This window comes from Streptomyces shenzhenensis, assembly GCF_021462265.1.
Classification (GTDB): domain Bacteria; phylum Actinomycetota; class Actinomycetes; order Streptomycetales; family Streptomycetaceae; genus Streptomyces; species Streptomyces shenzhenensis.
The window spans coordinates 515360-542291 of sequence record NZ_JAJONF010000001.1 but is presented as its reverse complement, the minus strand read 5'-3'; the positions used below and the strand labels follow the sequence as shown (position 1 = coordinate 542291).

Genomic DNA, 26932 nt, shown 5'->3' with positions numbered 1-26932 from the left:
GAGGTCAGGCGCGCTTGCGGGCCAGGTCCTCGAAGTAGCTCAGCAGGTCGAGGTTGTCGATGGAGCCGGGATTGACGGCCTTCTCCAGGGGCGTGCCCTGGAGAAGGCGCTTGACGGGGACCTCGATGCGTTTTCCGGTGAGGGTGTGCGGGACGCCGGGAACCTCGATGATCTCGTCGGGGACGTGCCGGGGCGAGAGCTGTTCGCGGATGGCCTGCTTGATGCGGTTCAGCAGGGCCTCGTCGAGGACCGCGCCCGGTGCCAGGTGGACGAAGAGGGGCATCCAGTAGCCGCCGTCGGGCTGCTCGATACCGATGACGAGGGACTCCCTGATCTCGGGGAGGCGCTCGACGACCTCGTAGATGTCCGCCGAGCCCATCCGCACGCCCTGGCGGTTGAGCGTGGAGTCGGAACGGCCGTGGATGATCACCGAGCCGCGTGCAGTGACGGTGATCCAGTCGCCGTGGCGCCACACGCCGGGGTAGGTGTCGAAGTAGCTCTCGTGGTAGCGGCTGCCGTCGGGGTCGTTCCAGAAGCTGATCGGCATGGACGGCATGGGGTTGGCGACGACCAGTTCGCCCACTTCGTCGATGACGGGGTTGCCGGCCGGGTCCCAGGCCTGGAGGTCGGTGCCGAGCCCGGGTGCCTGCAGTTCGCCGGTGTACACGGGGAGGGTGGGTACGGCGCCCGCGAAGCAGGAGCACACGTCGGTGCCGCCGCTGACGGAGGCGATCCAGAGGTCGGCCCCGCTCGCTGCGAACTCGTCGTGCAGCCAGCGGAAGCCGTCGGGGGGCAGCGGGGAGCCGGTGGTGGCGACGCATTTCACCCGGGAGAGGTCGTAGTCGCGGGAGGGGTGCACGCCGGCCTTGCGGCAGGCCATCACGTATGCGGCGGAGGTGCCGTAGAGGGTGGCTCCGGTGCGCTCGGCGACACGCCACTGGGCGCCGGTGTCGGGATAGCCGGGGCTGCCGTCGTACAGGACGATCGTGGTACCCGTGAGGAGGCCGGAGACGAGGAAGTTCCACATCATCCAGCCGGTCGAGGTGTACCAGAAGAAACGGTCCGCTGGCCCCAGGTCGCAGTGCAGGCCGAGCTGTTTGAGGTGCTCGACCAGGATGCCGCCCTGGGACTGGACGATGGCCTTGGGCAGGCCGGTGGTGCCGGAGGAGTAGAGCACCCACAGAGGGTGGTCGAACGGAACCTGTTCGAATTCCGGCTCGGCTTCGGCGGAGGTCAGGGCCGCCCACTCCAGGGCACCTTCGGGAGCGGGGGTGTCCAGCAGCGGGATGTGGACGACGGCGCGCAGGGTGGGCAGTTCACGGCGGAGTTCGGCGACGATCTCGCGGCGGTCGTGTTGCCTGCCGCCGTAGCGGTAGCCGTCCACGGTGAACAGGACGACGGGTTCCACCTGCTGGAAGCGGTCCAGGACGCTGCGGGCCCCGAAGTCGGGGGCGCACGAGGTCCAGACGGCGCCCACGGCCGCGGTGGCGAGGAGGGCGACCACGGCCTGCGGGATGTTCGGGAGGTAGCCGCTGACGCGGTCGCCGGGGCGGACGCCGAGGCCGCGGAGTTCGGCGGCCAGGGAGCCCACCTGACGGCGCAGCTCGGCCCAGGTGACCGGGCTGGGTTCGTGGGTCTCGTCGACGTACAGGAGGGCGGGTTCGTCCGCGCGGGTGGCCGCGGCACGCAGGGCGTGCTCGGCGTAGTTCAGCCTCGCGCCCGGGAACCACTCGGCGCCGGGCATGGCCCGGTCACCGAGCACGCGCGCGTAGGGCGTCGAGAACCGCACGTCGAAGAACTCCGTGACGGCCTTCCAGAAGGTGTCGAGGTGATCGACGGACCAGCGGTGCAGGGCCGGGTACCCGCCGTCGGCGGGGGCTCCGTGGTGTTCCGCCGCCCAGGACTGGAAGCTGGTGATGCGTGCCTGGGCGATCCGCTGTGGATCGGGCCGCCAGAGCGGCTGGGGGACGGCGGTCGGCATGGGGCGGCTCCCGGACTTCTGCGCTGGTGTGCGGGACGCGCACGGGCTGGGGTGTGCGCGTGACGCGGCTGACAGGGACGATGCCATGTGATCGACTTCTGCACCAGGGTGTGCTCCACATAGTCCGTGTCGTGAAGGTGTGGTCCTGGCACAGGTGAACGGCAGTTGAACGGCACGCGCGTGTGGAGCGCTGAGTGGCAGGGTGAGCAGCATGGACGGTCGTGACCTGGTGCGTTCGGTAAGAGTGGTCGGTTCGGGCAAAGCGGCTCAGGGGTTGCGTACCGTAAGGGCGGCGTGGCGCAGGAGGCGGATCGATGCCGCCGGGCTGCCCGCCCGGGGCGCGGAGCGGGCCCGGGTGCCGGGGCCGGTGCAGGACGCGGAGCCGGGGCCGGGCGGCGGTGTGATCCGGTTCAGCCGGTCCGAGCTGCGGATAACGGTCGCCGTGAACGGGGCTGTCTTCTGGGGCTGGGACGGGGCCGGTCCCGAGCCCTCGTACGCCCTCGGGGGGCGCTGCCCGGAGCCGGATCCGCGGGCGGTCCTGGAACCGGACACGAACGGCGGCTGGCGCGTCGTGGCGGAGCGGGTGACGGTCAGCGTCTCGCGGCACGGGGCGGTGGAGGTGTGCACGCCCGGTGGCGTGATGCTGCGTACGGATCTGCCGCCGCGCTGGTGGGAGCCGGTGGGCGGGGGTCCGGCGCGCTGGGTGCAGCGGTCGCAGGTGGCCGCGGACGCGCGGTTCTTCGGGCTGGGCGGGCGTGCCTCGGGGCCGCGGCTGCGGGACGGTACGTACCGGTTGTGGAACACCGATCCCGGCCGTGCCTTCGGGCCCGGTGACGATCCGCTGTACATCACCATGCCGGTCCAGCTGGTGGTGGCGGACGCGGCGGCGCATCTGGTGTTCCACGACAGTTCCTGGGACGGGACCGTGACGCTTCTGGAGGGTGAGGAGGGCGCCGGTTCCGGACACGACCGGGCCGGGCGCTGTGAGCTGCGGATGGAGGGCGGTCCGCTGCGCTGCTGGGTGATGGTGGGCACCCCCGCGCGCGTGCTGCACACATGGGCCTCGCTGACGGGTGCCCCCGCGCTGCCGCCGGCGTGGGCGCTGGGCCATCACCACGCGCGCTGGGGTTTCGGCGGCGAGCAGGAGGTGCGGCGGATCGTCGAGGGTTACCAGGAGCGCGGCCTGCCGCTGGACGCCGTGCATCTGGACATCGACCACTATGACGCCCACCAGGTGTTCACCGTCGATCAGGAGCGCTTCCCGAAGCTGCCGACGCTGGCGGAGGAGCTGCGGCGGGACGGAATCCGGCTGGTGTCGATCGTCGATCCGGCGGTGAAGGCCGAGCGGGGCAACGCGGTTCACGACAGCGGGACGGCACTCGACGCCTTCGTCCGTGACGCGTCGGGCCGGACGGTGGAGGGGGTGGGGTGGCCCGGGGAGACGGTTTTCCCCGACTTCACCGACGCGCGCGTGCGCTCGTGGTGGGGCGGGCTGTACGAGGAGCGGCTCACGCTGGGCTTCGCCGGCTTCTGGCACGACATGAACGAGCCCACGTCCTTCAGCGCCTTCGGTGAGTCGACGTTGCCGCGGTCGGCCCGGCACGCCCTGGAGGGGCGGGGCGGTGATCACCGGGAGGCGCACAACGTCTACGCGCTCTGCATGGCGCGGGCGGCCTACGAGGGGCTGCGCGAGCTCGAGCCCAAGGAGCGGCCTTTCCTGTTCTCCCGCTCGGGCTGGGCCGGCATGCAGCGCTATGGGGGCGCGTGGTCCGGTGACGTCGCCACCGGCTGGCCCGGGCTGCGCGCGTCACTGTCGCTGGTGCTGGGGCTCGGGTTGTGCGGGGTGCCGTACTCGGGGCCGGACGTGGGCGGTTTCGACGGGAGTCCGTCACCGGAGCTGTTTCTGCGCTGGTTCCAGCTGGGCGCGTACCTGCCGCTGTTCCGTACCCACGCGAGCATGCGGGCGGGGCGCCGGGAGCCGTGGGAGTTCGGGGCCGAGGTGCTGGAGCACGCGCGCGTGGCGCTTCTGGAGCGACGGCGTCTGCTGCCGTACTTCATGACACTGGCGCAGCTGGCGCGGCGGACGGGGGCGCCGTATGTGCGGCCGGTGTGGTGGGCTGCGCCGGAGGACCGGGCGCTGCGCGACTGCGAGGACGCGTTCCTGCTGGGCGACGCCCTGCTGGTGGCTCCGGTGCTGGATCCGGGTGCCGACCGGCGTGCGGTGCAGCTGCCCCGTGGGCGCTGGTACGACACGGTGACCGAGCAGGTGTACGAGGGGCCGGGGCAGGTGCTCGTCGATGCCCCGCTCTCGCGGATCCCGGTGCTGGCACGCGCGGGTGCCGTCCTGCCCGTGCGGGACGAGGACGGCGGTACGCGGCTGGAGGTGTGGGCGCCCGTCCGGGGGCGGACGGGAGGCGGGCTGGTCCTGCTTGACACGGGCGACGGCTGGGACGAGCCGGAGGTCGAGCGTTACGTCGCCCGCTGGCAGGGCCGGCGGGTGGTCGTCCGACGCGAGGACGAGAACGGCGTGAGCGAGCCGTCCCGTCCCGTCCGGGTCAGAGGGCTGGGATGAGCCGGAAAGCTCAGTAGCGGCCCTCGAACCACGCGCGTACGGCCACGCTGTGCAACGGAAAGGCGAGCTCCTCGGGGCGGCGCAGCAGGTGCCAGCCGTCCGTCTCGTCGGTCGCGCCCGACGGCGGGAGGCCTTCGGCAGAGCGTTCCGGGAGGAGCCCGAACAGCAGCAGGTGCCCGTCGGGTGAGCTGATGGCGTCGACGAGCCGCACGTCGCGGGCGGCCGCGTCGATGCCGGTCTCCTCCTTGAGCTCACGGACGACGGCGTGCCGCCAGTCCTCGCGGTCGTCGACGTAGCCGCCGGGCAGCGCGACGCCGCCGCTCGCGGGGGCCACGGCGCGGGTGATGACGACCAGGGCGGTGCCCTTCGTGTCGTAGACGGGCTGGAGGGCGATCGCCACCGGCAGCGGGTTGCGGTAGGCGACGTGGCCGCAGGCCGGGCAGGTGCGGGGCCAGCCGGAGAGTCCCTCTCCGTAGGCAGCTCCACAGCTCGAACAGTGCGAGCCCGGAGCAGAGTTGGCAATTGGGTGCGGATTTTCGGACACGCGCGGACTTTATCCGATCAGGAGAGCGACGTCTTACGGGCAGGGGAAGGCCTCATTCCGGAAGTGAACCGACATCTGGCGACCTGACACGGGGAGAACCGGGAGCCGGGCGGTGCGGTCCGCGGGCGCGGCCTGCCCAATTCCGGCGGCCCGTGACACACTTCTGACGTTCCGTCAGATCGGTTGTCCTGGAGGAGCTTTGTCGCGTACACGCACGCCGGTGGTCGCCGGCTGGTTCACGGGCGAGGGGGACGGATTCCGGCTGCTGGGGACCCGCTGTGCGGCCTGCGCCTCGGTCTTCTTCCCGCGCGAGGACGTCCACTGCCGCAACCCCGGGTGCGCCGGCGGCGAACTGCAGGAGGTCCCGCTCTCCCGGCGCGGACGGATCTGGTCGTACACCGACAGCAGATACCGTCCTCCGTCACCCTATGTGAGCGACCCGGAACTTCCGTGGGAGCCGTACGCGTTGATCGCTGTGGAGCTGGAGTCCGAGCGGATCGTGGTGCTGGGGCAGGCGGTTCCCGGGATCACCGCCGCGGATCTGGCCGTGGGCATGGCGGTCGAGGTGGTCCCCGGAGTTCTGGGAGAGGACACGGAAACGACCTGGACGACCTGGCACTGGCGGCCGGTGGAGGTGACGGCATGACGGCGGACGTGGCGGTGCTCGGCGTGGGCATGCACCCCTGGGGCAAGTGGGGGCGCGGCTTCGTCGAGTACGGGACGGCGGCGGCCCGCGCGGCGCTCGCGGACGCCGGACTCGCATGGCGGGACATCGGCTCGATCGTGGGCGCGGACACGGTGCGTGGCGGATATCCCGGCTATGTGGCGGGCGCGACCTTCGCCAAGGCACTGGGCTGGCAGGGCGCGCGGGTCGCGAGCGTGTACGCGGCGTGCGCGTCCGGGGCCCAGGCGGTGGCCGCGGCGCGGGCCCAGATCCTGGCGGGCCTCGCGGACGTGGTGCTCGTGGTGGGCGCGGACGCGGCGCCCAAGGGCTTCTTCCGGCCCGCCGGAGGAGACCGGCCCGAGGATCCCGACTGGCTGCGCTTCCGGCTGCTGGGGGCGACGAATCCGACGTACTTCGGGCTGTACGCGCGTCGCCGGATGGCGGTGTTCGGGGACACCCCCGAGGACTTCGCCCTGGTCAAGGTGAAGAACGCGGCTCTGGGGGCGCTCAATCCGTACGCCCGCTACCGCAAGCGGGTCACCGCCGAGGAGGTGGCCGCCTCCCAGGTGGTCGCCGATCCGCTGCGGCTGCTGGACATCTGCGCCACCTCCGACGGCGGGGCCGCGCTGGTGCTGTCCAGCCTGGAATTCGCGCGTCGGCACGGGGCGCATCGACCGGTGCGGATCCGCGCGGTGTCCACGGTCACGCCCCGCTATCCGAGCACGGTGCTGGACCTGCCGGACATCGCCACGGACTCCGCGGCGGCGGTGGCACCGGCACCGGAGCCCTTCCGGGCGTCGATCGCACGCGCCGCCTACGAGGAGGCGGGCATCGGCCCCGAGGAGCTGTCGCTCGCAGAGGTGTACGACCTGTCCACCGCGCTGGAGTTGCAGTGGTACGAGGATCTGGGGCTGTGCGGTGCGGGCGAGGCGGCGAAGCTGCTGCGCGAGGGCGCCACGGCCCTGGGCGGCCGGATACCGGTCAACGCCAGCGGTGGGCTCGCGTCCTTCGGTGAGGCGGTGCCGGCTCAGGCGATCGCCCAGGTCTGCGAGCTGACGTGGCAGTTGCGGGACGCGGCGGGAGACCGGCAGGTGGCGCACGCGCGCGTGGGCATCACGGCCAACCAGGGGCTGTTCGGCCACGGCTCGTCGGTGATAGCGGTGCGCTGACGGGACGCGTGTGACAGCGTGCCACAGCGGCCCCTGCTGGAGGCCGTGTGCGCCTCGCCGAACCCGTAGAACTCGTACGGGCACTCGCGGAGACCGGGCCGAGGAGGCGGCCCGGTTCAACCCGGCGACGCGCCTGCCCGGTTCGGACGCCATCACCAGGGAGGTGGACCGGTGGATCGCGGACGGCCGCGTCTGCGCGCTGAGCCGGCTGGGCATCGACCACTTCCAGCAGGTGAACGACGGTGCCGGCTTCGCCGCGGGCGACGAGCTGATCCGTTCGGCGGGGCGGGCGTTGCAGGAGGCGGCCACCGGGCACGCGCGCGACCTTGACGCCCCCTGAGTGCCGGTGAAAACTTCCGGTGTCGGTCGGCATCGCCGTACATTCTCGGCGTATTCAGACACTGCGCCATGGGCCGCTCCTGTCTCCAGGCCCGTTCCCCCATGGGCGATTCGGCTGCCACGGCACGCTCGTCACAGACGCCGGGCGGGGCGCGGGACCTTCCCTGCCTTCGGCTGACGTCGCCAAGGGAACCGTTCCTGCTCAATGCGCCGGGGCCGATCCCCCGGCCAGCGCCCTAGGAGCCGCCATGAGCAACGGAGACATCTTCGTCGGCGAAGTCATCGGTACGGCCATCCTGATCCTGTTCGGTGCCGGTGTCTGCGCCGCGGTCACCCTCAGACACTCCAAGGCCAGGGCCGCGGGATGGGTGGTGATCGCGTTCGGCTGGGGATTCGGCGTCCTCGCCGGCGCCTACACCGCCGCCCCGCTCTCCGGCGGTCAGCTGAACCCCGCCGTCACCATCGGCATCGCCGTCGACACCGGCGTGTGGGGCAAGGTCTGGGTCTACCTGCTCGGGCAGTTCACCGGCGCGATGCTCGGGGCCGCGCTGACGTACCTGGTCTACCTGGCCCAGTTCCAGGCCAATGTGCGCGACGAGGAGTCGGGAGAGGAGCCGACGCCGACGCTCGGAATCTTCGCCACCATCCCGGAGATCCGGAATCCGGTCGCCAACCTCATCACCGAGATCATCGCGACGATCGCGCTCGTCCTGCCGATCCTCGCGTTCGGACTGACCAAGGGGCTCGGCGAGTCCGGCACCACCGTGCTGATCGTCTCGCTGCTCGTCGTCGGCATCGGGCTGTCGCTCGGCGGCCCCACCGGCTACGCCATCAACCCGACGCGCGATCTCGGCCCCCGCATCGTGCACGCCTTCCTGCCGATCCCCAACAAGGGCACCTCGGACTGGGGTTACGCCTGGATCCCGGTCGTCGGCCCCCTGATCGGCGGGGCGCTCGCGGGCGTCATCTACAACGTGGCCTTCTGACTCGGCGCGGCCCTCCCATCCATGCAGCCTTCCGACCCAGCGACCAAGGGGTAGCCATGACGGACACCGCCGAGAAGTACGTCGCCGCGATCGACCAGGGCACCACGTCGAGCCGCTGCATCATCTTCGACCGCGGCGGCGCGATCGTCGCCGTCGACCAGCGCGAGCACCGCCAGATCTTCCCCAAGCCGGGCTGGGTGGAGCACGACGCCACCGAGATCTGGTCCAAGGTGCAGGCCGTGGTGACCGGTGCGCTCGCCAACGCGGGTCTGCTTCCCGACCAGTTGAGCGCGCTGGGCATCACCAACCAGCGCGAGACGACCGTCCTGTGGGACCGCGTCACCGGCAAGCCGGTGCACAACGCGATCGTCTGGCAGGACACCCGCACCGCGGCCCTGTGCCACGAACTCGGCGGCAGCGACGGCCAGGACCGCTTCCGTGAGCAGACCGGACTACCCCTGGCCAGTTACTTCTCCGGCCCCAAGGCGGCCTGGCTGCTGGACAACGTCCCCGGGCTGCGGGACCGGGCCGAGCGCGGTGAGATCGCCTTCGGGACCATCGACTCCTGGCTGATCTGGAACCTCACCGGGGGCACCGACGGCGGCCGGCACGTCACCGACGTCACCAACGCCGGGCGCACCATGCTGATGAACCTGGGGACCCTCCAGTGGGACCCGGCCATCCTCGCGGCGATGAACATCCCCGAGGCGGTCCTGCCCGAGATCAGGTCGTCCGCCGAGGTGTACGGCACCGCCGTCGGCCGGTTCGCCGGGGTGCCGGTGGCGTCCGCGCTGGGCGACCAGCAGGCCGCGGTCTTCGGGCAGGCCTGCTACGACGTCGGCACGGCGAAGAACACCTACGGGACGGGCAGCTTCCTGCTGCTCAACACCGGCAACCGGCCGGTGCCGTCCAAGAGCGGACTGCTGACGACGATGGGCTACAAGATCGGCGACGAGGCGCCGGTGTACTGCCTGGAGGGTTCGATCGCCGTCACGGGCGCGCTCGTCCAGTGGTTCCGCGACCAGCTCGGCATCATCCGGACCGCCGGCGAGATCGAGACACTGGCGGCGAGCGTCGACGACAACGGCGGTGCCTACATCGTGCCCGCCTTCTCCGGCCTGTTCGCGCCCTACTGGCGTGCGGACGCGCGCGGGGTCGTCACCGGGCTCACCCGGTACGTCACCAAGGCGCACCTCGCGCGGGCGGTGCTCGAGGCGACGAGCTGGCAGACGCGGGAGGTCGTGGACGCCATGTACCAGGACTCCGGCGTGCGGATCACCGCCCTGAAGGTGGACGGCGGCATGACCGGGAACAACCTCCTGATGCAGCACCAGGCCGACGTCCTCGGGGTACCGGTGATCCGCCCCCGGGTGTCCGAGACGACCTGTCTGGGCGCCGCCTACGCGGCCGGTCTGGCCACCGGCGTGTGGAACGACCTGGACGAGCTCAAGTCCCACTGGCGCAAGGACGTGGAGTGGACGCCGGCCATGGCGGCGCCGGAGCGCGAACGGGAGTACGCGAACTGGCGCAAGGCGGTGGAGAAGAGCTTCGGCTGGCTGGAGGACGGCGAGTGACCACCCGGTACCACGGCCCGTACCCCGGTCGGTGGGGGTACGGGCTGTGCCGCCGCCGTTTCAGGTGGTGACGGCCTGCCGGTGGCCCGCCGTGTACGTCATCGCGTGCTGGACGACGCCGATGAGCACCGCCTTGACCGACTCGCGGTCCCGGGCGTCGCAGAGCACGACCGGTACGTCCGGGTCGAGGTCGAGGGCCTTGCGGACGGCCTCCACCGGGTAACGGGCCGCGTCCTCGAAGCAGTTGACGCCCACGAGGAAGGGTATGGAACGCCGCTCGAAGTAGTCGACGGCGGCGAAGCAGTCCTCCAGCCGGCGCGTGTCGGCGAGCACGACCGCGCCCAGCGCGCCCTCGGCCAGTTCGTCCCACATGAACCAGAACCGCTCCTGGCCGGGGGTGCCGAACAGGTACAGGACCAGGTTCTCGCGCAGGGTGATGCGGCCGAAGTCCATGGCGACGGTGGTGGTGTGCTTGCCCTCGACGCCGGAGGTGTCGTCGACGGGGCGCCCGGCCTCGGTGAGCAGTTCCTCGGTGCGCAACGGCCTGATCTCGCTGACCGCGCCGACCAGGGTCGTCTTGCCCACGCCGAAACCGCCGGCCACGAGGATCTTGAGCGTGACGGGCTCGACCGGGGGCTTGCCGCGCTCAGATCGCCCGAAGATCATCGTTTTCTTCTCCTGCTTGATGGGGTCGTTGGGGGGATCGGGTGCCGGATGGCGGGCGTCCGTAGCCGCCGCCACCCGGCGTCTCGACGACGAGTACGTCGTCGGGGCCGACGTCCGCGGCATCGCTGCCGCCGAGTTCGGTGACCGAGCCGTCGGCCCGCTCCACCCGGTTGGCACCGAGCGCGCCGGGCTCGCCGCCGGCCATGCCGTACGGCGGCACGCGGCGGTGCTGGGAGAGGGTGGAGACGGTCATGGGTTCGAGGAACCGGACGCGGCGGACCGCGCCGTCCCCGCCGTGCCAGCGGCCCGCGCCGCCGCTGCCCTGCCGTACGGCGAACTCGTCCAGACGGACGGGCAGCCGCCACTCCAGGACTTCCGGGTCGGTGAGCCGGGAGTTGGTCATGTGGGTCTGTACGACACTCGCGCCGTGGAAGCCGTCGCCGGCACCGGATCCGGAGGCGACGGTCTCGTAGTACTGGTGACGTTCGTTGCCGAAGGTGACGTTGTTCATGGTCCCGGAGCCCTCGGCCTGGACGCCGAGTGCCGCGTAGAGGGCACCGGTGATGGCCTGGGAGGTCTCGACGTTGCCCGCGACGACGGCGGCCGGCGGTTCGGGGGCGAGCATGGAACCGGGCGGCACAACGATGTCGAGGGGGCGCAGGCAGCCGTCGTTGAGCGGGATGTCGTCGGCGACGAGGGTGCGGAAGACGTAGAGCACGGCCGCGTTGACGACGGCGAAGGGGGCGTTGAAGTTGGTGCTGAGCTGGGCGGAGGTGCCGGTGAAGTCGATGGTGGCGCGCCGCTTGTCACGGTCCACGCGCACGCGTACCCGGATGACGGCGCCGGAGTCGGTCTCGTAGGCGTACGCGCCGTCGTCGAGGGCGTCGACGACCCGGCGGACCGCTTCCTCGGCGTTGTCCTGGACGTGCCGCATGTAGGCCTGGACGACGTCCAGGCCGAACTCCTCGATCATCCGGCCCACTTCGTCGACGCCCTTGTGGTTGGCGGCGATCTGGGCCCGCAGGTCGGCGAGGTTGGTGGGAATGTTCCGGGAGGGATGGCGGGCCTCGGCGAGCAGCCGGTACGTCTCGGCCTCCCGGAACCGGCCGTTCTCGCTGAGCAGCCAGTTGTCGAAGAGGACGCCCTCCTCGTCGATGGTGTGGCTGTTCGCGGGCATCGAGCCCGGGGCGATGCCGCCGATCTCGGCGTGGTGGCCGCGGGAGGCGACATAGAAGAGGATCCGGTCACCCTGCGTGGCGAAGACCGGCGTGATCACGGTGACGTCGGGGAGGTGGGTGCCGCCGTGGTACGGGTCGTTGACCGCGTAGGTGTCCCCGGGGCGCATCGAGGTGCCGCGGCGCTGGATGACCTCTTTGACGCTGGTGCCCATGGAGCCCAGGTGGACGGGGATGTGCGGGGCGTTGGCCACCAGGTTCCCGTCCGGGTCGAACAGGGCGCAGGAGAAGTCCAGACGCTCCTTGATGTTGACGGACTGGGCCGTCGACTCCAGGCGGGCGCCCATCTGTTCGGCGATCGACATGAAGAGGTTGTTGAACACCTCAAGGAGAACCGGGTCGGCTTTAGTGTCGAGATCGGAACTCTGCGTGACCGCCGCGCGTTCCATGACCAGATGCCCGTCGTCGCGCGCCGCGGCCCGCCAGCCGTCGTCGACGACGGTCGTGGCGCTGGCCTCGGTGATGATCGCCGGGCCGGTCACGGATTCGCCGGGGGGCAGGTCCTCGCGGCGGTGAAGGGGTACGTCGCACCAGGTGCCGCCGGTGTGGAGGCGGACGGTCCGCGAGGCGGCGGGGGTGCCCTCGTAAGGGGCGAGGGCGGAGAGATCGGGGGGTTGGGTGATGCCGGTGGCTTCCACGGAGAGGGCTTCCACGACGACCGGGCGGTCGAGCGTGAAGGAGTACGTGGCTCGATGACGTTCTTCGAAGGCGTGTCTCATCGCGTCGGGCTCGGTGAGCTCGACGGTGAGGGTGGTGTCGGTACCGTCGTAGCGGAGCTGGGCGCGGCGGGTGACTTCGACGCGGTCCTCGGGTACGTCCTCGGCGAGGAGTTCGGCGCGGGCAGCGGCCTCCAGGTCGTCGGCGGTCTTGCGGATGCCGGCCATGGCGGCGGGCTCCAGGGCTGCCTCGACGGACTGTTCGCGCATGGCGGTGGTGTCGGCGAGCCCGATGCCGAGCGCGGACAGGACGCCGGCCATGGGCGGCACCAGGACGGTGCGGATGCCGAGCGAGTCGGCGACCATGCAGGCGTGCTGCCCACCGGCCCCGCCGAAGGTGGTGAGGGCGTAGCGGGTGACGTCGTGGCCCTTCTGGACGGAGATCCGCTTCACGGCGTTGGCGATGTTGGCCACGGCGATGCTCAGGTAGCCCTCCGCGACCTGCTCGGGGGTGCGGTCGTCGCCGGTCTGCTCGCGGATCTGCCGGGCGAGCTCGGTGAAGCGGTCACGGACCAGGGCGTCGTCCAGCGGCTGGTCGCCGTCCGGCCCGAACACGTGGGGGAAGTGGGCCGCCTGGACACGGCCGAGCATGACGTTGGCGTCGGTGACGGCCAGCGGCCCGCCGCCCCGGTAGCAGGCCGGGCCGGGGTCCGCGCCGGCCGAGTCCGGGCCGACTCGGTAGCGGGAGCCGTCGAAGTGCAGGACCGAACCGCCGCCCGCCGCGACGGTGTGGATGTCCAGCATGGGGGCGCGCAGCCGGACGCCCGCGATCTGCGTGGTGAAGACCCGTTCGTAGCCGCCCGCGAAGTGGGAGACGTCGGTGGAGGTGCCGCCCATGTCGAAGCCGATGACCCGGTCGAAGCCGGCGAGCTGCGACATCCGGGCCATGCCGACGATCCCGCCGGCCGGCCCGGAGAGCACGGCGTCCTTGCCGCGGAACTGCCCGGCCTCGGCGAGCCCGCCGTTGGACTGCATGAACATCAGCCGCACGCCTTCGAGTTCATCGGCGACTTGGCGGACGTAACGGCGCAGCACAGGCGACAGGTAGGCGTCGACGACGGCGGTGTCGCCGCGCGGGACGAGCTTCATCAGGGGGCTGACCTCACTCGACAGCGAGATCTGCGGGAAGCCGGTGCGGGCGGCCAGCTCTCCGATCGCCTGCTCGTGGGCGGGGTACAGGTGGCTGTGCATGCAGACGACGGCGACGGCGCGGATCCCGTCGTCGTATGCCTCCCGGAGCGGGCCCGCCAGGGCTTCCAGGTCGGGTGCGCGCAACACGGTGCCGTCGGCGGCGACGCGCTCGTCGGCCTCCACCACCCGTTCGTACAGCAGCTCCGGGAGTTCGATGCGGCGGGCGAAGATGCGGGGGCGGTTCTGGTAGGCGATGCGCAGGGCGTCGCGGAAGCCGCGCGTGATGACGAGGAGGGTGCGCTCGCCCTTCCGTTCGAGAAGGGCGTTGGTGGCGACCGTGGTGCCCATCCGGACGGCGTCGACGGGGTCACCGGAGCCGTCGAGGAGCTCGTGCACGGCGGCCACGGCCGCGTCGGTGTATCGCGCGGGATTGTCGGAGAGCAGTTTGTGAGTGAGCAGGCGGCCGTCCGGGCGCCGCGCGACGACATCGGTGAAGGTCCCGCCACGGTCGACCCAGAACTGCCAGCCTGTCACGTCACTACTCCGCTTCCGCGCCGGTCACAGCGCCCGGAGGCCGTTGATCACGTCGCGCAGAATACTCTCGTCCACCAGCTCGGCCGGGGGCACCGGCCGGTTGACGTGGACGAGTTCTCCGTCGACGAGGTCGCCGATGAGGACCCGGACCACGCCGATGGGCAGGTCGAGTTCCGAAGCCAGCTCGGCGACCGACTGCGGCGCGTCACGGCAGAGCTCCACGATGTCCACGTGCTCCGGGGACAGCGTCCGGTCGTCCTCCGGGTCCTGCACGTGCGGCTCCGTGACGACCACCGCGATCAGGTCGAGCCGGTGCTGGGCCGCACTGGTGGTGCGGCCCCGTGTCATGGCGTACGGACGGACGACCGGTCCGGCCTCGTCGTCGAACCAGTGACTTCTTCCCTGACCGTCTCCGCTCATGTCATCCCACTACCCGCCCGAGGGCAGATCGGTGCGCGGAGCGGACCCCAGATGTACGCCGACCCGCTTGACCAGGAGCGTCATCTCGTACGCGACCTGGCCGACGTCGGAGTCGGCGTCGGAGAGGACGGCGAGGCAGCTGCCGTCACCGGCGGCCGTGACGAACAGGAAGGCGTCGTCGAGCTCGACGACGGTCTGCCGGACGCTGCCCGCCTCGAAGTGGCGGCCCACGCCCTTGGCGAGGCTGTGGAAGCCGGAGGCCACGGCGGCCAGGTGCTCGCTGTCCTCTCTGGAGAGGTCCTTGGAGACACCGATGGGCAGGCCGTCGCCGGAGAGCACGACGGCCTTGCGGATGCTGGCGACCCGGTCCACGAGGTCGTCCAGCAGCCAGTTCAGCTCGCCCTTGTTCGTCGCCGTGTGGCCGGTCGCCTTCGGATCGGTCATCGACCGTCTCCCTTTGTCGTTCCTTGTGCTGTGCTGTTCCGGGAACCGTCGCCCTCGGCGTTCTCCGCACGGCCGCGCTGCCAGCCGCGCTGGAGCGAGGCCATGCGGCTGCGGACCTCGTCGGCGTCACGCTCGGCGGGGTCCGGCTCGCGCGCGGCGGGTGATGTGGATTCCTGTCGCAGCTGTGGGGCCAGGTTGGCCTGCCGTACCCGCCTGGGCAGCGGCCGGGTGCCGGACGCGGCTTCCGGGGGTGCGCTGCCGAGGGGCGGGACGGAGTCGTCGGTGCCGCTGCCGGAGCCGGTCGCGGAGCGGCGGGTGCGCTGGGGCAGGGCGGAGGGTCCGGAAGGATCGTCCGGGCCGTCGGCCTGGGGCGCCGTGCGTTGCTCGACGCGGTCGGCCGAGCCGATGGCGCGGTGCGAGGACGGGTCGGTACGGCGGCGGGAGGGCAGCGGGGCGAGCCCGCCCGGTTCGGGGCCGCCCTGGTCCGCCCGGTCCCGCTCGTCCGGGTCGACGCGGCGCAAGCGCTGCTCGGTGACGGGCTTGCCGTGCGAGCTGACCAGCTTGGGCGTACGCCGTGCGGGCAGCGGCACGGGACCGCCCGGGTGCTCGTCCCCGAAGCCGCCGGCGCTCTCCCGGGCCTGCTGATGGAGTTCGGTCACGGCGGGGGTGCCGGCCTCGTCGGCGCGGGCGAGGGAGCGGCGGGGGTGGAACAGCCCGCCGCGCTCGCTGTCCTCGTCGGTGAGGGCGCCCGGGAATTCGTCCAGCGCGTCCAGGTCGACGGGCGCTTCCAGCTCGACCGGTCCGTCCAGCAGCGCGGCCGGCAGCCCGGGCCGCTCTCCCCGCACCTGGGCCGGCGAGGCGGCGCGGCTCTCCTCGGGTCCGGTCTGCCTGGCCGCCCGGCCGCGGTCGAGGCGGAAGCCGATGCCGTTGGTGTCCGGGACGTCGTCGGTCAGCAGCACGTCGGGGATGAAGACGACGGCGGTGGTGCCCCCGTACGGGGACGGCTGGAGCGAGACGCGGACGTTCTGGCGCTGCGCGAGGCGGCTGATCACGAACAGCCCGAGCCGGTCGGTGTCGGAGAGCTCGAACTCGGGCGTCTCGGCGAGCTTCAGGTTGGCCTCCAGGAGCGCCTCGGCCGCCATGCCCAGACCCCGGTCGTGGATCTCCAGGGTGAAGCCGTTGGCGACGCGTTCGCCGAGGACCTGCACGGCGGTGTGCGGCGGCGAGAACACCGTGGCGTTCTCCAGGAGTTCGGCCACGAGGTGGGTGAGGTCGGCCACGGCCGGGCCGGTCACGGCGATGCGCGGCAGGCGGCGGACCTCGACCCGCTCGTAGTCCTCGACCTCGGCCACGGCGGCGCGCACCACGTCCATCAGCTGGACGGGCCGGCGCCACTGCCGGGAGGGAGCGGCGCCGGAGAGGATGACCAGGCCCTCCGCGTGCCGGCGCATACGCGTGGTGAGGTGGTCGAGGCGGAAGAGGTCGGCGAGTTCGTCGGTGTCCTCGGTCCTGCGCTCCATGGTGTCGAGCAGGGTGAGCTGCTTGTGCAGCAGGACCTGGCTGCGGCGGGCGAGGTTGACGAAGACCTCGGAGACGCCGGCACGCAGCTCGGCCTGTTTGACGGCGGCCTCCACGGCGGCGCGCTGCAGGGTGTTGAGGGCCTGGCCGACCTCGCCGATCTCGTTCTTGTCGTACTCCAGGCGCGGGACCTCGGTCTCCACGTCGACCTTCTCGCCCGCGGACAGCCGGCGCATCACGCTGGGCAGCCGGACTCCGGACGCGTCGTGCGCGTCCGTGCGCAGCAGCCGCAGGTCGCGGATGAGGCCGCGTCCGACCCGGACCGACACGACCAGCGAGAACAGCACGACGACCAGGCCGAGGACTCCGACGACGGCCGCCTGGACGATCACGTCGACGGCGACGGGCCGGGAGCGGTCCTGCAAGCGATCGCTGACCTGGTCGTCGAGGGTTCGCAGGTCGGAGAGCACATTGCCGGCGGTGGTGTCCCAGCTCTTCGCGCTGACGTCGTTCGGCATGCCGGACCCGCGGCCGACGACGGACTTCTCGGCGGCCAGCAGCGGGGCGCTGGTGGCGCTCGTCCAGAAGCGGTCGAAGCGGTCGCGTTCGGCGGCCGGCAGCAACGGGAGGCTGATGCCGTACAGGAGGGTGCGCTGGGCGATGAGGGCGGAGATCTCGCGGGTCTCCTCGCGGGAGATCTTCCCGACCACCAGGGCGGAGCCGAGCAGGGCGTCCTCGCGGGAGACGAGTTCCCGCGCGCGGTTGATGTTGACGAGGGCGCGGGCCTGCTTGTCCATCTCGACGTCGTCGATCCCGTCGAGGGCACCGAGCAGCGTGTAGCAGGGGTCGACGACCGCGTTGTAGAGGCCGAGGGCCTCGGCACGGTCCACGGTGCCCTGCTCGACGCTGCGGCGCAGGGGCTGGATGCCGTCGAGGCCGTCGAGTTCGGCGGTGAGACGGTCTCTGTCGTCGGGGTCCAGGCCGTCGCGGACGTGCTGTTCCTTCGCGTTCCTGCGGAGTTCGGCCACGGCACGGTCGGTGGCGGCACGCGTGCGGTTCAGGGCGGTGAGCGCGTCGGAGGCCCGCGGGTCGGCGAGATAGACCAGAGTCTGCCGGCGTTCCTGCTGGAGGGCGCGGACCGCGTCCTCGGTCGGGTAGTCGAGGTCCTTGACGATCGCCGACACCTGGAACATGTGGGTGACTTCACGCCCCGTGAGCACGGCCGCGAAGCCCCAGACGGCCGTCAGCGACACCAGCGGCACGAGGAGCAGCGCCACGATCTTCCGGCGGATCGACTTCCCGCGAAAGCGCATGGCCTCCCCCAGCTGGCCCCCCGCCGGGCGGGGGTACACATGTACGTCAACAAACGGCGTGAGCCTACTACCGTCACAGGGATAACTCGAAGAACTGTCCGGACGGTGAACTTCCGCCTCGGGGGCGGGACATGGTGGAGCGACAGGATGAGTTGTCCGGGCATTGCGGGAGATTCCCGCCGCGATCCCGGCGACTTCACGCGAGTGGGGCGGGAACGGCACGAAGGATCAGTTGGCCGGAATTTTTCCCCGGCCGGGAATCATCGGGCGAGTTCGTTCGTCCTTGTAGATGGGTGATGGGTGCGGATTCGGCCACAGGAGGCGCATCTCGCATCCGGGCGGCGTAAAACAGCGCAAGCCGGGCAGCCACTGGGGAGCCGGGGTCATCGGACACCGGTGCGAGGGCTTGCCGGCGGTGGGGAGTGACACCTTGATGGGGACGGCTGAGCGGCGCCTGGCGCCCGAGGACGGTACGGCGGGCCGCTCGGCGGCACGGCAACGGCAGCCGCACTACCGGCCGTTGTGGGTCGAGGAGCCTGCCAAGCGGTACCGGATGCCCGATCCGGTGCGGACGGCGGCGGTGCGGGCGGTGATCATCATCGCTGTCACGCTGACGCTGGCCATGGTGGCGTTCTTCTGCACGATGGCGGAGTCCTGGCTGGCTTTCCCGATGGTGATCAGCAGCGTGGCGAGCACCGTGGTGGCCACCTGGAGCGCGGTCGACGTCCTGGTGACACGTCAGGTGTGGAACCAGCGCTACGGCGTGGTCTCGGAGCCGAGCAGCACCGCCCGCACGCTCCGCCGCGAGCGGCGCGCGGCCCGGCGACAGACGCGGGCCGCCGAGCGCGAACAGGAGCGGATACGGCGGCGGGGCGGGCAGGCCGGACAGCTGACGCACCCGTGAGACCACCGCCGTCTCCGGTGGGTACGGGGGCCGTCAGACGGACGGCTTCTTGAACATCCGCGTGGCGGTGATCTCGCTGTGCACGGCCTCTCCCGCCCGTGGCTGCTGCGGCAGCCCCGGCCGGAGATGCTCCTCCACGCTGATGTACTTCAGACCGGCCCGCAGGTCCGCGTCGTTGCGCAGCCGGATGACCAGCGGGAACTCGGCCAGCGCCGTCGTGTCGAACAACCCGGTCGTGTAAAGCAGTTGCACGCCCAGGGCGTCCGACACCGCCCGCTGAAGCTCCAGCAGGTACGTCGCGTTGGCGCGCCCGATGGGGTTGTCGAGGAACAGCGTCCCCGCGTGCCGGTGCTTGTCCCGCCCCCGGTCGTTGGACCGCAGTGCGGCCATCGTGCAGTACAGGGCGATGGCCGCGGTGAGCAGCTGCCCACCGGAGAACACGTCCCCCATCTGCCCCACCGGCACCCGCTCGGCGCGCAGTACCGCGTCCGGCTTGAGGATCTCGACGGCGACACCCTTCGGCTGAAGCGCGGCCGCGACTCCCCTCAGCAGCAGGGACATGCCGTCCCGCCGCAGATCGGAGTTCTTCTTCACGGCGGCCCGGGTCGCCTCGTCGACGACCTCGCCGAGGCGCTCGGTGAGCGTGGCCTGGTCGGGCTCCTCGAAGCGGATGCGGAGGAACTCCTGCCCGGACCACTCGCCGAGCCCCTCGGGCAGCCGGGAGAGCCGCTGCGCCGAGCGCAGGGTCGCGAGCGCGGACTCCACGAGTCCCCGCAGCCGGTCGACGATCGAGTCCCGGTTCCGTTCCAGCTGGGCCAGTTCGTCGGTCAGCACCCGCAGCCGGGGCGCGAAGGCGTCCGCCCACTTCTGGGCGTGTTCGGGCAGCGCGGAGGCGGGCAGTTCCCGGATCTGCTGACGCGCGGGGGTCCGCACCGCCTCGTACCGCGTGGCGTTGGCGTGCCGCACCAGGACATCGCTCGCCTCGCGGACGGCGGCCTCGGCGGCGGACAGGTCACCGGCGCAGCCGCGCAGTGACCTGCGGGCCTCGGCGGCGGAGTGCCGGGCCTCCGCCAGGCCGCCTGGGTACGGCTCGGGCTCTTCCTGCTCCTCGTCGGCGGTGTGCTCGCGCAGCAGGTCGCGGAGCATGGCGGCGGTCTCCTCGAAGCCGCCCGCCGCGTCCTCGGCGGCGCGGTGCGCGTCCAGCAGCTCGGCGTGCGCCGCCCGGGCCTGGGCCAGCGCCTCCGTGCGTGCGGCCAGTTCGGCCGTCGCCGTGCGCAGCAGCGCCTGTGCGTGCTCGGCGTCGCGCGGCTGAAGCTCCTCGGGCAGTTCGGTGTGCGCCTCGCCGTTCTCGGGGGCGTGCCGCTCTGCCTCGCCGCGGAGCCGCCCGAGCTGCTCGCTCGCGGTGGACATGCGGGTCTCCAGGAGCTGCACCAGTTCCTCCGCGCGGGCGGCGGCGGCCTGCCGGGAGGGCCCGTCGGAGCCGTCGGGCGACTGGAGCAGCTGCTCCGCCCGGGTGCGGACCTTGTTGCTGAGCCGCTCCAGTCCCGCGAGCGCGGCGCTCTCGTCGCTCTCCGAGCGGGCCTGCTCGGCGCGCAGGTCGGCGCCGACGCCGACCTTCTCGTACACCTGCGAGGCGGCCCGGTAGGCCTCGCGCAGGGCGGGCAGCGAGGACTTGAGGGCGTCCTCGTCGCTCTCGGGCACGTCGTCGGGGGCGCCGGCGATCTCGGAGCGCTCGGCGCGCAGCGCGCGGGCGGTACGGCGGGCGTCGTCGGCGGCACGCTGGGCGGCACGCCGGTCCTCGTCGGCGACGCGGGCGCGCTCCAGACAGGACTGGGCACGGGCCTCCGACTCGACGGCCTCGTCGGCGAGTTCACGCAGCCGGACCTGCCAGCCGGCCCGCTCGCGCAGCCGGAACGCGAGGCCGGCCAGGGCGTCGGCGGCGCGCCGGGCCTTCTGGGCCCCCTCCTGGCGTTCGTCGCGCACCTGCGCGGCCTCGGCGGCGGCCTCCTCGGCCTCCGCCCGCACGGTCCGCGCCTCGGCCAGTTCGGCCTCGGACTCCTCCGCGAACGCCCGTGCCTCCCGGGCCTCCTGCGCCAGCTCCACGAGCCGCCCGGCCGGGCAGCCGGTACGCCAGGAGGCGAGCCGGGCGGCCAGCTCGCGGTCCTTGCCGAGCCGTGCGGCGAGGACGCGGATCTCCTCGTCCCGCTCGGCGGCCCGCGCGCGCAGGGCCTGCCGCTCCTCGTCGGCGGCGTGCTCGTCGTGCATGGCCGGGTTCGGCGGTACGAGGAACACGTCGCCCGGGGTGAAGCCGGCGGCCGGGGGCGGTGCGAGCAGGGCGGCGGCGGTGCCGACGGCCACGGCGGAGCGCGGCAGCAGGGCCGCCTCACCGAGTGCCTCGCGGGCGCGGGCGTGCGTGTCGGGGTCGGTGATGACGACACCGTCGACCAGTTCGGGGCGGGCGGCGAGCACGCGCGCGTGGTCGGCGGGGTCGACGGCCTGGGCGAGGTAGCGCCAGCCGGGCAGCGCCGGGATGCCGTGCTCGCCGAGGAACTCCACGGTGGCGAGGACGTCGGGGCCGGGCGGCAGCAGCCCGCCGTCGCCCAGGGCGCCGAGGATCCGGGAGTCGTCGGCGGCGGCGGTCCGCAGCTCGAACAGGTGCCGTTCCGCGGATTGCACGGCGTCGTCGAGCAGCTCCCGCAGCTCGTCGGCGAACCGGTCGAGTTCCTCTGGGGTGAGTGCGTCGTCGCGGCCCTCGTGGCGGGGCCGCGGAACGGTCGTACGGGAGCCGGTGAGGCCGAGCAGCTCGGCGAGCCGCTCTTCGGCCGCCAGGGCTTCGGCGAGCCGCTTCTCGGCGTCGTACGTCCGCTCGGCCGCGGTCGCCGCGTCTGCGGCCCGGGCCGCGGTGAGTTCGGCGCGGGACTCCGCGGAGGCCGCCTCCCGCGCGTGCTCGCCCGCCCGGTGGGAGGCCTCACGGGCGGTGTCCCAGGCGGCCACGGCCGTCTTCTCGGCGTCGCTCGCCGCGAGGGCGGCCCTGGCCGGGTCGGCGTCCGGGGCGCTGTCGTCGAGCCAGCCCGCGCGGACCGCCTCGGCGGTCTCCTGTTCGACCTCGCTGAGCCGCTGGCGCAGGTGCCCGGCCTCGCTGCGGGCGCGCTGTGCCTCGGTGGCGGCCGAGGTCGAGTCCCGGTACGCGGTGTCGCTGACCTCCTGGAGCCCGGCGGACCGCTCCTCCTCCTCGTTGGCGAGGTGCTCGGCGCTCTCGGCGGCCGCGTGCAGCGCCCGTACGAGCTCGACGGCGGCTTTGGCGCGGGCGGCGAGGGCGGGGGCCGCGTCCCGCTCGGCCACCTGGATGGCGGCGGCCACGCGCTTGACGCGGTCGGCGGCGGCACGGTGGCGCAGCACGGCCTCGGCGGCCTGCCAGGCGGAGTGCAGGGTCCGCGCGTCGGCCAGCTCGCGCTTCTGCGCGGCGGCGGACTTCTCGCCCGCGGCCAGCGCCAGGGAGGCGTGCCGGTAGGCGAGTTCGGCGGCGATCAGCGCGCTGTGCTCGCGGGCGCCCTCGGAGTGCGTGACGGCGGAGGCGGCGGCCGTGACCCGCTGGGCGAGGTCGGCGGCGCGCATCCGCTCCCGCACGCCCCGCGCGGACAACCGCCGCGCCAGCGTCCGGGTACGGCGCTCGGCGCCCGTGTGGATCTCACGTGCCCGTGCCCGAGTCTCCGCGGCCTCCACGATCCGGCCGAGCAGGTCCACCGACCCGGCGGTGAAGTCGCGTTCGGCGATCAGCTCGGCGCGCCGCCCCAGCTTGTTGCCGAAGCCTCCGACCAGGTCGGCGAGTCCGTCGGTGTCCCGGGTGTCGGTCACGGCCCGCAGCAGCAGGTCGGTGAAGTCGGAGTCCTTCTTCACCGCGAACAGGCCGGCGGCCTCGCCCTCGTCGGCGTTCATCTCGCGCTGGTAGCGGAAGAGTTCCGGGTCGAGGCCCAGGTCGCCGAGGTGCTCGATCCAGCGGTCGTGGATCTCCTCCCAGTGCACCTCCAGATGCGGGTACGCCTTGCCGGCCTCGGTGATGGCGTCCCGGAAGCCCTTCATGGTCCGCCGCCGCCCCTGCGCGCCGGAGGCGCCCTCCACGGGTGGCCGTACGGCGGTGGACTCGGCGACCGGCAGGTTGTCCAGCGACAGCCCCGGGCCCGGCCGGAACGAGTACCAGGCCTCGGCGAACTTCCGCGGGTCGTTGGAGACCTGCCGGCCCCGCCACTCGCTCACCTTGCCGACGACCACGCACTCGCCGGTGAGCGTGTGCTGCCACTCCAGCGCGACATGCCCGCAGTCGTCGGCGAGCAGGAACTTCCGCAGCACACCCGAGCTGGCCCCGCCGAGGGTGTTCCGGTGCCCCGGCAGCATCACCGAGAAGATCAGCTTGAGCAGCACCGACTTGCCGCCGCCGTTCTCCAGGAAGAGCACGCCGGCCGGCGCGGGCCGGCGCGGCGGGCCGACCGGCTCCTCCTCGAAGAACTCCGCCTGGGTGGGGGCGGGGTCGGGCACGGGCTCGCCGACACCCCGCAGGTCCAGCACCGTGTCGGCGTAGCGCGCACCGGCGGGCCCGATGGAGTAGAGGCGGACCCGGGACAGCTCGTACATGGCGGACTCTCGTAAGACGTGGGAAAAGGGTGGTGGCGGCTCAGGAGTGGAACGGCAGGCCGGCGTCGGCGACCAGGTCCAGGTCCTCGGTGTCGGCGGCGGGCAGCAGGCTGGCCGTGCCGTCGGTGACCGGGACGACGCCGAGTTCCAGCAGCTCGGCCATGGCGGCGCTGCCGGCCATGTCCCGGACCTGGAGCTGGTAGCGGGCCGTCGTGCGGTACGTACCGCCCTGGTCGTCGCCGGTGCGCTGGAGGAACCCGGAGTCGGTGAGGAAGGCGACCGCCTTGCCGATGATGCCGGTGGTGGAACCGGCCAGCCGGCGGGCGTCCTTGGTGGCCCCGGTCGCGCTGCGTCTGGCCCAGATCCGCCAGGCGGCCTCCAGACCGGGCGCCTCGGTGGCCGGGTCGGTGTTCTCCCCCGCCTCCTCGGCCCGCTCCTCCAGCCTCCGGCAGGCCTGCCGGACGAAGGCGTCGACGCCGTTGACCGTGATCCGCCCGACGTAGCCGTCGTCAGCGAGGTCCTCGGGGCGCGGGAACGCCAGTGCGGCGACGGCAAGATGGGCGAGCCCGTGCAGGAACCGGTCGCCGCCGTCCGCCGCCGTACGACGCGCGTAATCGCCCATGCGAACGGCGAACACCGAGTCCTCGGCGGCGGTCACGGCCATCCCCGCGCGGGGCGAGACCTCAAGGACCACCAGCCCCAACCCCGCGGCCACGGCATCGGCGAGCCGCGCGAACGGGGGGTCCTCCCGGTATCGCCGCAGCAGTTCGGTGTACTCCTGGTCACGCGCGGGCTGCAACTTGGGCTGCAGCCCGAAGGCGACGAGCCGAGCCGCGTCGGCGGCATCGGCGGGCGTGACGGCGGCACTCGCCGACGCGACAGCCGCTTCAGCCTCGACGTACTCGCTCACAACGACAACTCCCTCGTCTTGAGAACAGGTGGGTGGGCGACTCCCTCGGAGGCGCGGGGCTGTGTGGCATGTGCGGCCACCGCCGGGTGGGCGCGCCCAGCCCGCACCGGTCCGCACCCGGCACACGGCATCACGCCGCCTCGGTCCGGTCCGCAGCCATCCCCGCCGCATCCAGCAGAGCCGTCCCGACGATCAGGTCGGCACCCCCGAAGCCCGGGTCGTCCAGCTCCGTACCGTCGTCCACCGCGAACAGCAGCTTCTCCTCACCCTGCCGGTAGGCGGTGCCCACGGGCGGGCTGGCGGCGTGCACGGCCAGCAGGGCGACCAGGTAGGCCAGATCCTCGCCCCCGACACGTCGCGCCTGGGTCAGCAGCCCCGACAACCGGCGCGGCGCGTCGGCCGGAAGATCGAGCAGCCGCATGGCGTCGGCCAGCTGCTCCTCGCTGAACCGGCTGTCGTCCGGCGTGGCGATGAGGTCCGGCTCCGGCATCTCCGCACCCAGGTGCTCCCGCTCCGCCGGCGGCGTCAGCAGTATGTCGACGAGGTCGCCCATCCGCACCGACACCGGCGTCCGCAGCCCGGTCCCGTGCGCGAAGAACGCCCCCGTCACCCGGCTCGCCTGCTCCAGCGGCAACGGCAGCAGCGGCGCCAGGAGGTGCCCGTACAGGTCTGTCCCCGACGTCGTCATGGGCGTCGCGAACGCCTGCCGGTCCTGCTCCGCGCGGAACAGCGGCCCGGCCTCGAGCAGTCGCGACTGCAGCTGGGTGTGGCGGCGGATGCAGTCCTTGACGATGTCGACGAGCTCGGCGGCGCGCCGTTTGTTCTCCGGCTCCTCGGTCTCGTCGCGGGCCCTGCGGATGTTGGTGAGGATCGCGTTCTCGTGCCGGTACCGGTCGGCGACGTGGTCCAGGGCCTCGGCGATCATGTCGGGGACGGCGTTGAGCCAGTCCACCGCGCGGACATTGCGCCGGGTGGCCTCCAGGGCCCGGCGCAGGGTCTCCGAGTACTGCACGGTCCGGTAGCGGGCCTGTTCCGCGGCGAGCTGGGCGTCGGCGAGCCGGCCGCGGTTGACCAGCACCTCCAGCTTGACCTCGGCGGCGATCTGGGCGCTGGTGACGTCCGTGTCGAGGGCGCCGACGAGGACGTTGACCGCCTCGTCGGTGGTGCGGAGGTACACCGTGCCGCCGGGGCCCGGCACCTCCTCGATGAGTTTGAAGTCGTAGTCCCGGCGGACGTACGACCCGTCCGGCCCGAAGGTGCCGTACACCGCGCGGAAGCCGCGGTCGACGCTGCCGACGTTGATCAGGTTCTCCAGGACCCAGCGGGCCACGCGCTCGTGCTCGGCGACGGGGCGGTGCGGGGTCTGGGCGGAGATGCGCGGGATGAGCCGGGCGACGATCTGCTCGTGATCGGCCCCGGTGTCGAAGTCCATGTTCAGGGTGACCAGGTCGATGGCGGAGAGGGCCACCTCGGCCATGCCGTACACCGAGTACTCGCCGGCCAGGTTCGCCTTGCGCGCGTCGAGGTCGTGCAGCGGTGCCGTGCAGGCGAGCGCGCGCAGCCGCCGCGCCAGCCCCTCGTCGGCGGCCGGGCCCGGGGCCGGGCGCGGCCCCGCGCTGAGCTGGGGCGGAACGCTGTCCGTCGATGCAGGCGAAGTCACGGTGCACAGACTAGGTCCTGGGTCTGACATCGGCCCAAATGACGCGGGTGGCTCCGCCGGGGGGCCGGGGCTCCCGCGCGTCAGGGTTCGAGGGCGGGCCGGTCGCGCCCGCGCGGCGGCAGCCGCATGTCGGAGTGGGCCTGCCCCTACGGGGCGCTGTCCACCCGGCGTCGGTACACCTCCACCACCCGTTCCAAGGAGTCTGTGAGGTACGTCTCCAGCAGGCGCTCGGCGGCGCGCCTGTCGCCGCGCCGCAGCGACTCCAGGATCTCCCGGTTGCGCGCCAGGTACGGCTCGTGCAGGGCGTGGGGGTCGTCGACCACGTGGAAGGCGAGACGGAGTTCCGCGAAGACGCTGCGCATCAGTTCGTCGGTGCGTTCGCTGCCGGCCAGGGTGACCAGTTCCCGGTGGAAGTGGATGTTGGCCGTACCCACTGCTTTCCAGTCATCCGCGGCGGCCGCCGACCGCCCCTCGGCGACCGCCGCGGACAGGGCCTCCAGGGCGTACGGCGGCTCACCGAGGCCGCGTACGACGGCGCACTCGACGAGGGCGCGGGTGCGGTAGATGTCCTCGACGTCCTCGACGGTCAGGACCCGGACGAAGACCCCCCGGTTGAGTTCGTGGACCAGCAGGCGCTCATGGGTGAGCAGCCGGAACGCCTCGCGCAGGGTGTTCCGGGAGACGCCGAGCGCGCCGCCGATGCCGTCCTCCGACAGGCGGGTGCCTGGCGGGAAATAACCCTCGGCGATACGGCTTCTGAGGATGTCGGAGACCCGTTCGGCGGTGCTGGTCCGCCCGAGGAGGGCGCGGTCGTCGGCCAGTCCCGTCAGCTGCTCTGCCATGCCCGGAATTCAACCGCAGACACAGGAACGAAACAACGTGGGTATTGAAGGATCGTTGAACGATCCTCTACGGTGCTCATCACGCTCACCGCGGGACACTCCCCCGGTACGCCACCCGGTACGACCCTTCGCACGGCCCGCACTGCTCAGTCCCCGCACCCTCCGTCCCTCAACTGCGAGG

The 26932-nt window shown here is 72.4% G+C and carries 17 protein-coding genes and 1 pseudogene; 7 read left to right on the top strand and 11 right to left on the bottom strand.

What is annotated here, in order from left to right; all coding sequences use genetic code 11:
* Positions 1 to 4: 4 nt before the first annotated feature.
* On the bottom strand, positions 5 to 1981 hold the full coding sequence (locus tag LQ326_RS02525; RefSeq protein ID WP_234531865.1) for an acetoacetate--CoA ligase: 1977 nt from the start codon (positions 1979 to 1981) through the stop codon (positions 5 to 7).
* Between the two features lie 211 nt (positions 1982 to 2192).
* On the opposite strand from LQ326_RS02525, the gene LQ326_RS02520 reads away from it, so the two are divergent.
* On the top strand, positions 2193 to 4553 hold the full coding sequence (locus tag LQ326_RS02520; protein WP_234531864.1) for a glycoside hydrolase family 31 protein: 2361 nt from the start codon (positions 2193 to 2195) through the stop codon (positions 4551 to 4553).
* A 10-nt stretch (positions 4554 to 4563) separates the two neighbouring features.
* On the opposite strand, the gene LQ326_RS02515 is transcribed toward LQ326_RS02520, so the two are convergent.
* Complete coding sequence (locus LQ326_RS02515) at positions 4564 to 5097, bottom strand: NUDIX domain-containing protein (protein WP_234531861.1); 534 nt, start codon at positions 5095 to 5097, stop codon at positions 4564 to 4566.
* A 220-nt stretch (positions 5098 to 5317) separates the two neighbouring features.
* Between LQ326_RS02515 and LQ326_RS02510 the strand changes: the two genes are divergently transcribed.
* From LQ326_RS02510 to glpK, 5 genes and pseudogenes are all read left to right on the top strand, one after another.
* Positions 5318 to 5743: a Zn-ribbon domain-containing OB-fold protein gene (locus tag LQ326_RS02510; RefSeq protein ID WP_234531930.1), complete on the top strand. Its 426-nt coding sequence runs from the start codon at positions 5318 to 5320 to the stop codon at positions 5741 to 5743.
* Complete coding sequence (locus tag LQ326_RS02505; protein WP_234531860.1) at positions 5740 to 6930, top strand: lipid-transfer protein; 1191 nt, start codon at positions 5740 to 5742, stop codon at positions 6928 to 6930. The genes LQ326_RS02510 and LQ326_RS02505 overlap by 4 nt, the downstream gene beginning before the upstream one ends.
* A gap of 41 nt (positions 6931 to 6971) precedes the next feature.
* Positions 6972 to 7252 (top strand): annotated as a pseudogene (locus LQ326_RS02500) (diguanylate cyclase domain-containing protein); the annotation flags it as partial.
* 265 nt (positions 7253 to 7517) lie between these two features.
* Positions 7518 to 8255: an MIP/aquaporin family protein gene (locus LQ326_RS02495; protein ID WP_234531858.1), complete on the top strand. Its 738-nt coding sequence runs from the start codon at positions 7518 to 7520 to the stop codon at positions 8253 to 8255.
* A gap of 56 nt (positions 8256 to 8311) precedes the next feature.
* Entirely contained in the window at positions 8312 to 9829 is a 1518-nt protein-coding gene (glpK, locus tag LQ326_RS02490) for a glycerol kinase GlpK (protein ID WP_234531856.1), read from the top strand.
* 60 nt (positions 9830 to 9889) lie between these two features.
* Here the strand turns inward: glpK and LQ326_RS02485 are convergent, their stop codons facing one another.
* From LQ326_RS02485 to LQ326_RS02465, 5 genes are read right to left on the bottom strand one after another with little or no spacing between them, the layout of a single operon-like run.
* Entirely contained in the window at positions 9890 to 10495 is a 606-nt protein-coding gene (locus LQ326_RS02485) for a GTP-binding protein (protein ID WP_234531854.1), read from the bottom strand.
* Complete coding sequence (locus tag LQ326_RS02480) at positions 10476 to 14111, bottom strand: hydantoinase B/oxoprolinase family protein (protein ID WP_234531852.1); 3636 nt, start codon at positions 14109 to 14111, stop codon at positions 10476 to 10478. The genes LQ326_RS02485 and LQ326_RS02480 overlap by 20 nt, the downstream gene beginning before the upstream one ends.
* A gap of 24 nt (positions 14112 to 14135) precedes the next feature.
* Complete coding sequence (locus tag LQ326_RS02475) at positions 14136 to 14531, bottom strand: DUF742 domain-containing protein (protein WP_234531850.1); 396 nt, start codon at positions 14529 to 14531, stop codon at positions 14136 to 14138.
* Positions 14532 to 14540: 9 nt separating this feature from the next.
* Positions 14541 to 14975: a roadblock/LC7 domain-containing protein gene (locus LQ326_RS02470; protein WP_181805970.1), complete on the bottom strand. Its 435-nt coding sequence runs from the start codon at positions 14973 to 14975 to the stop codon at positions 14541 to 14543.
* On the bottom strand, positions 14972 to 17806 hold the full coding sequence (locus LQ326_RS02465; RefSeq protein WP_234531849.1) for a sensor histidine kinase: 2835 nt from the start codon (positions 17804 to 17806) through the stop codon (positions 14972 to 14974). The genes LQ326_RS02470 and LQ326_RS02465 overlap by 4 nt, the downstream gene beginning before the upstream one ends.
* A gap of 433 nt (positions 17807 to 18239) precedes the next feature.
* On the opposite strand from LQ326_RS02465, the gene LQ326_RS02460 reads away from it, so the two are divergent.
* Positions 18240 to 18710, top strand: coding sequence for a hypothetical protein (locus LQ326_RS02460; RefSeq protein WP_234531847.1), 471 nt, complete (start codon positions 18240 to 18242; stop codon positions 18708 to 18710).
* A 33-nt stretch (positions 18711 to 18743) separates the two neighbouring features.
* Here the strand turns inward: LQ326_RS02460 and LQ326_RS02455 are convergent, their stop codons facing one another.
* The 4 genes from LQ326_RS02455 to LQ326_RS02440 all read right to left on the bottom strand — a co-directional run bounded on the left by LQ326_RS02455 (position 18744) and on the right by LQ326_RS02440 (position 26751).
* Complete coding sequence (locus LQ326_RS02455) at positions 18744 to 23339, bottom strand: coiled-coil domain-containing protein (protein ID WP_234531845.1); 4596 nt, start codon at positions 23337 to 23339, stop codon at positions 18744 to 18746.
* Between the two features lie 40 nt (positions 23340 to 23379).
* Positions 23380 to 24249, bottom strand: a complete 870-nt coding sequence (locus LQ326_RS02450; protein WP_234531844.1) for a hypothetical protein — start codon at positions 24247 to 24249, stop codon at positions 23380 to 23382.
* A 130-nt stretch (positions 24250 to 24379) separates the two neighbouring features.
* Positions 24380 to 25909, bottom strand: a complete 1530-nt coding sequence (locus LQ326_RS02445; protein WP_234531843.1) for a hypothetical protein — start codon at positions 25907 to 25909, stop codon at positions 24380 to 24382.
* A gap of 146 nt (positions 25910 to 26055) precedes the next feature.
* Positions 26056 to 26751, bottom strand: coding sequence for a GntR family transcriptional regulator (locus LQ326_RS02440; RefSeq protein WP_234531842.1), 696 nt, complete (start codon positions 26749 to 26751; stop codon positions 26056 to 26058).
* Positions 26752 to 26932: the final 181 nt, after the last annotated feature.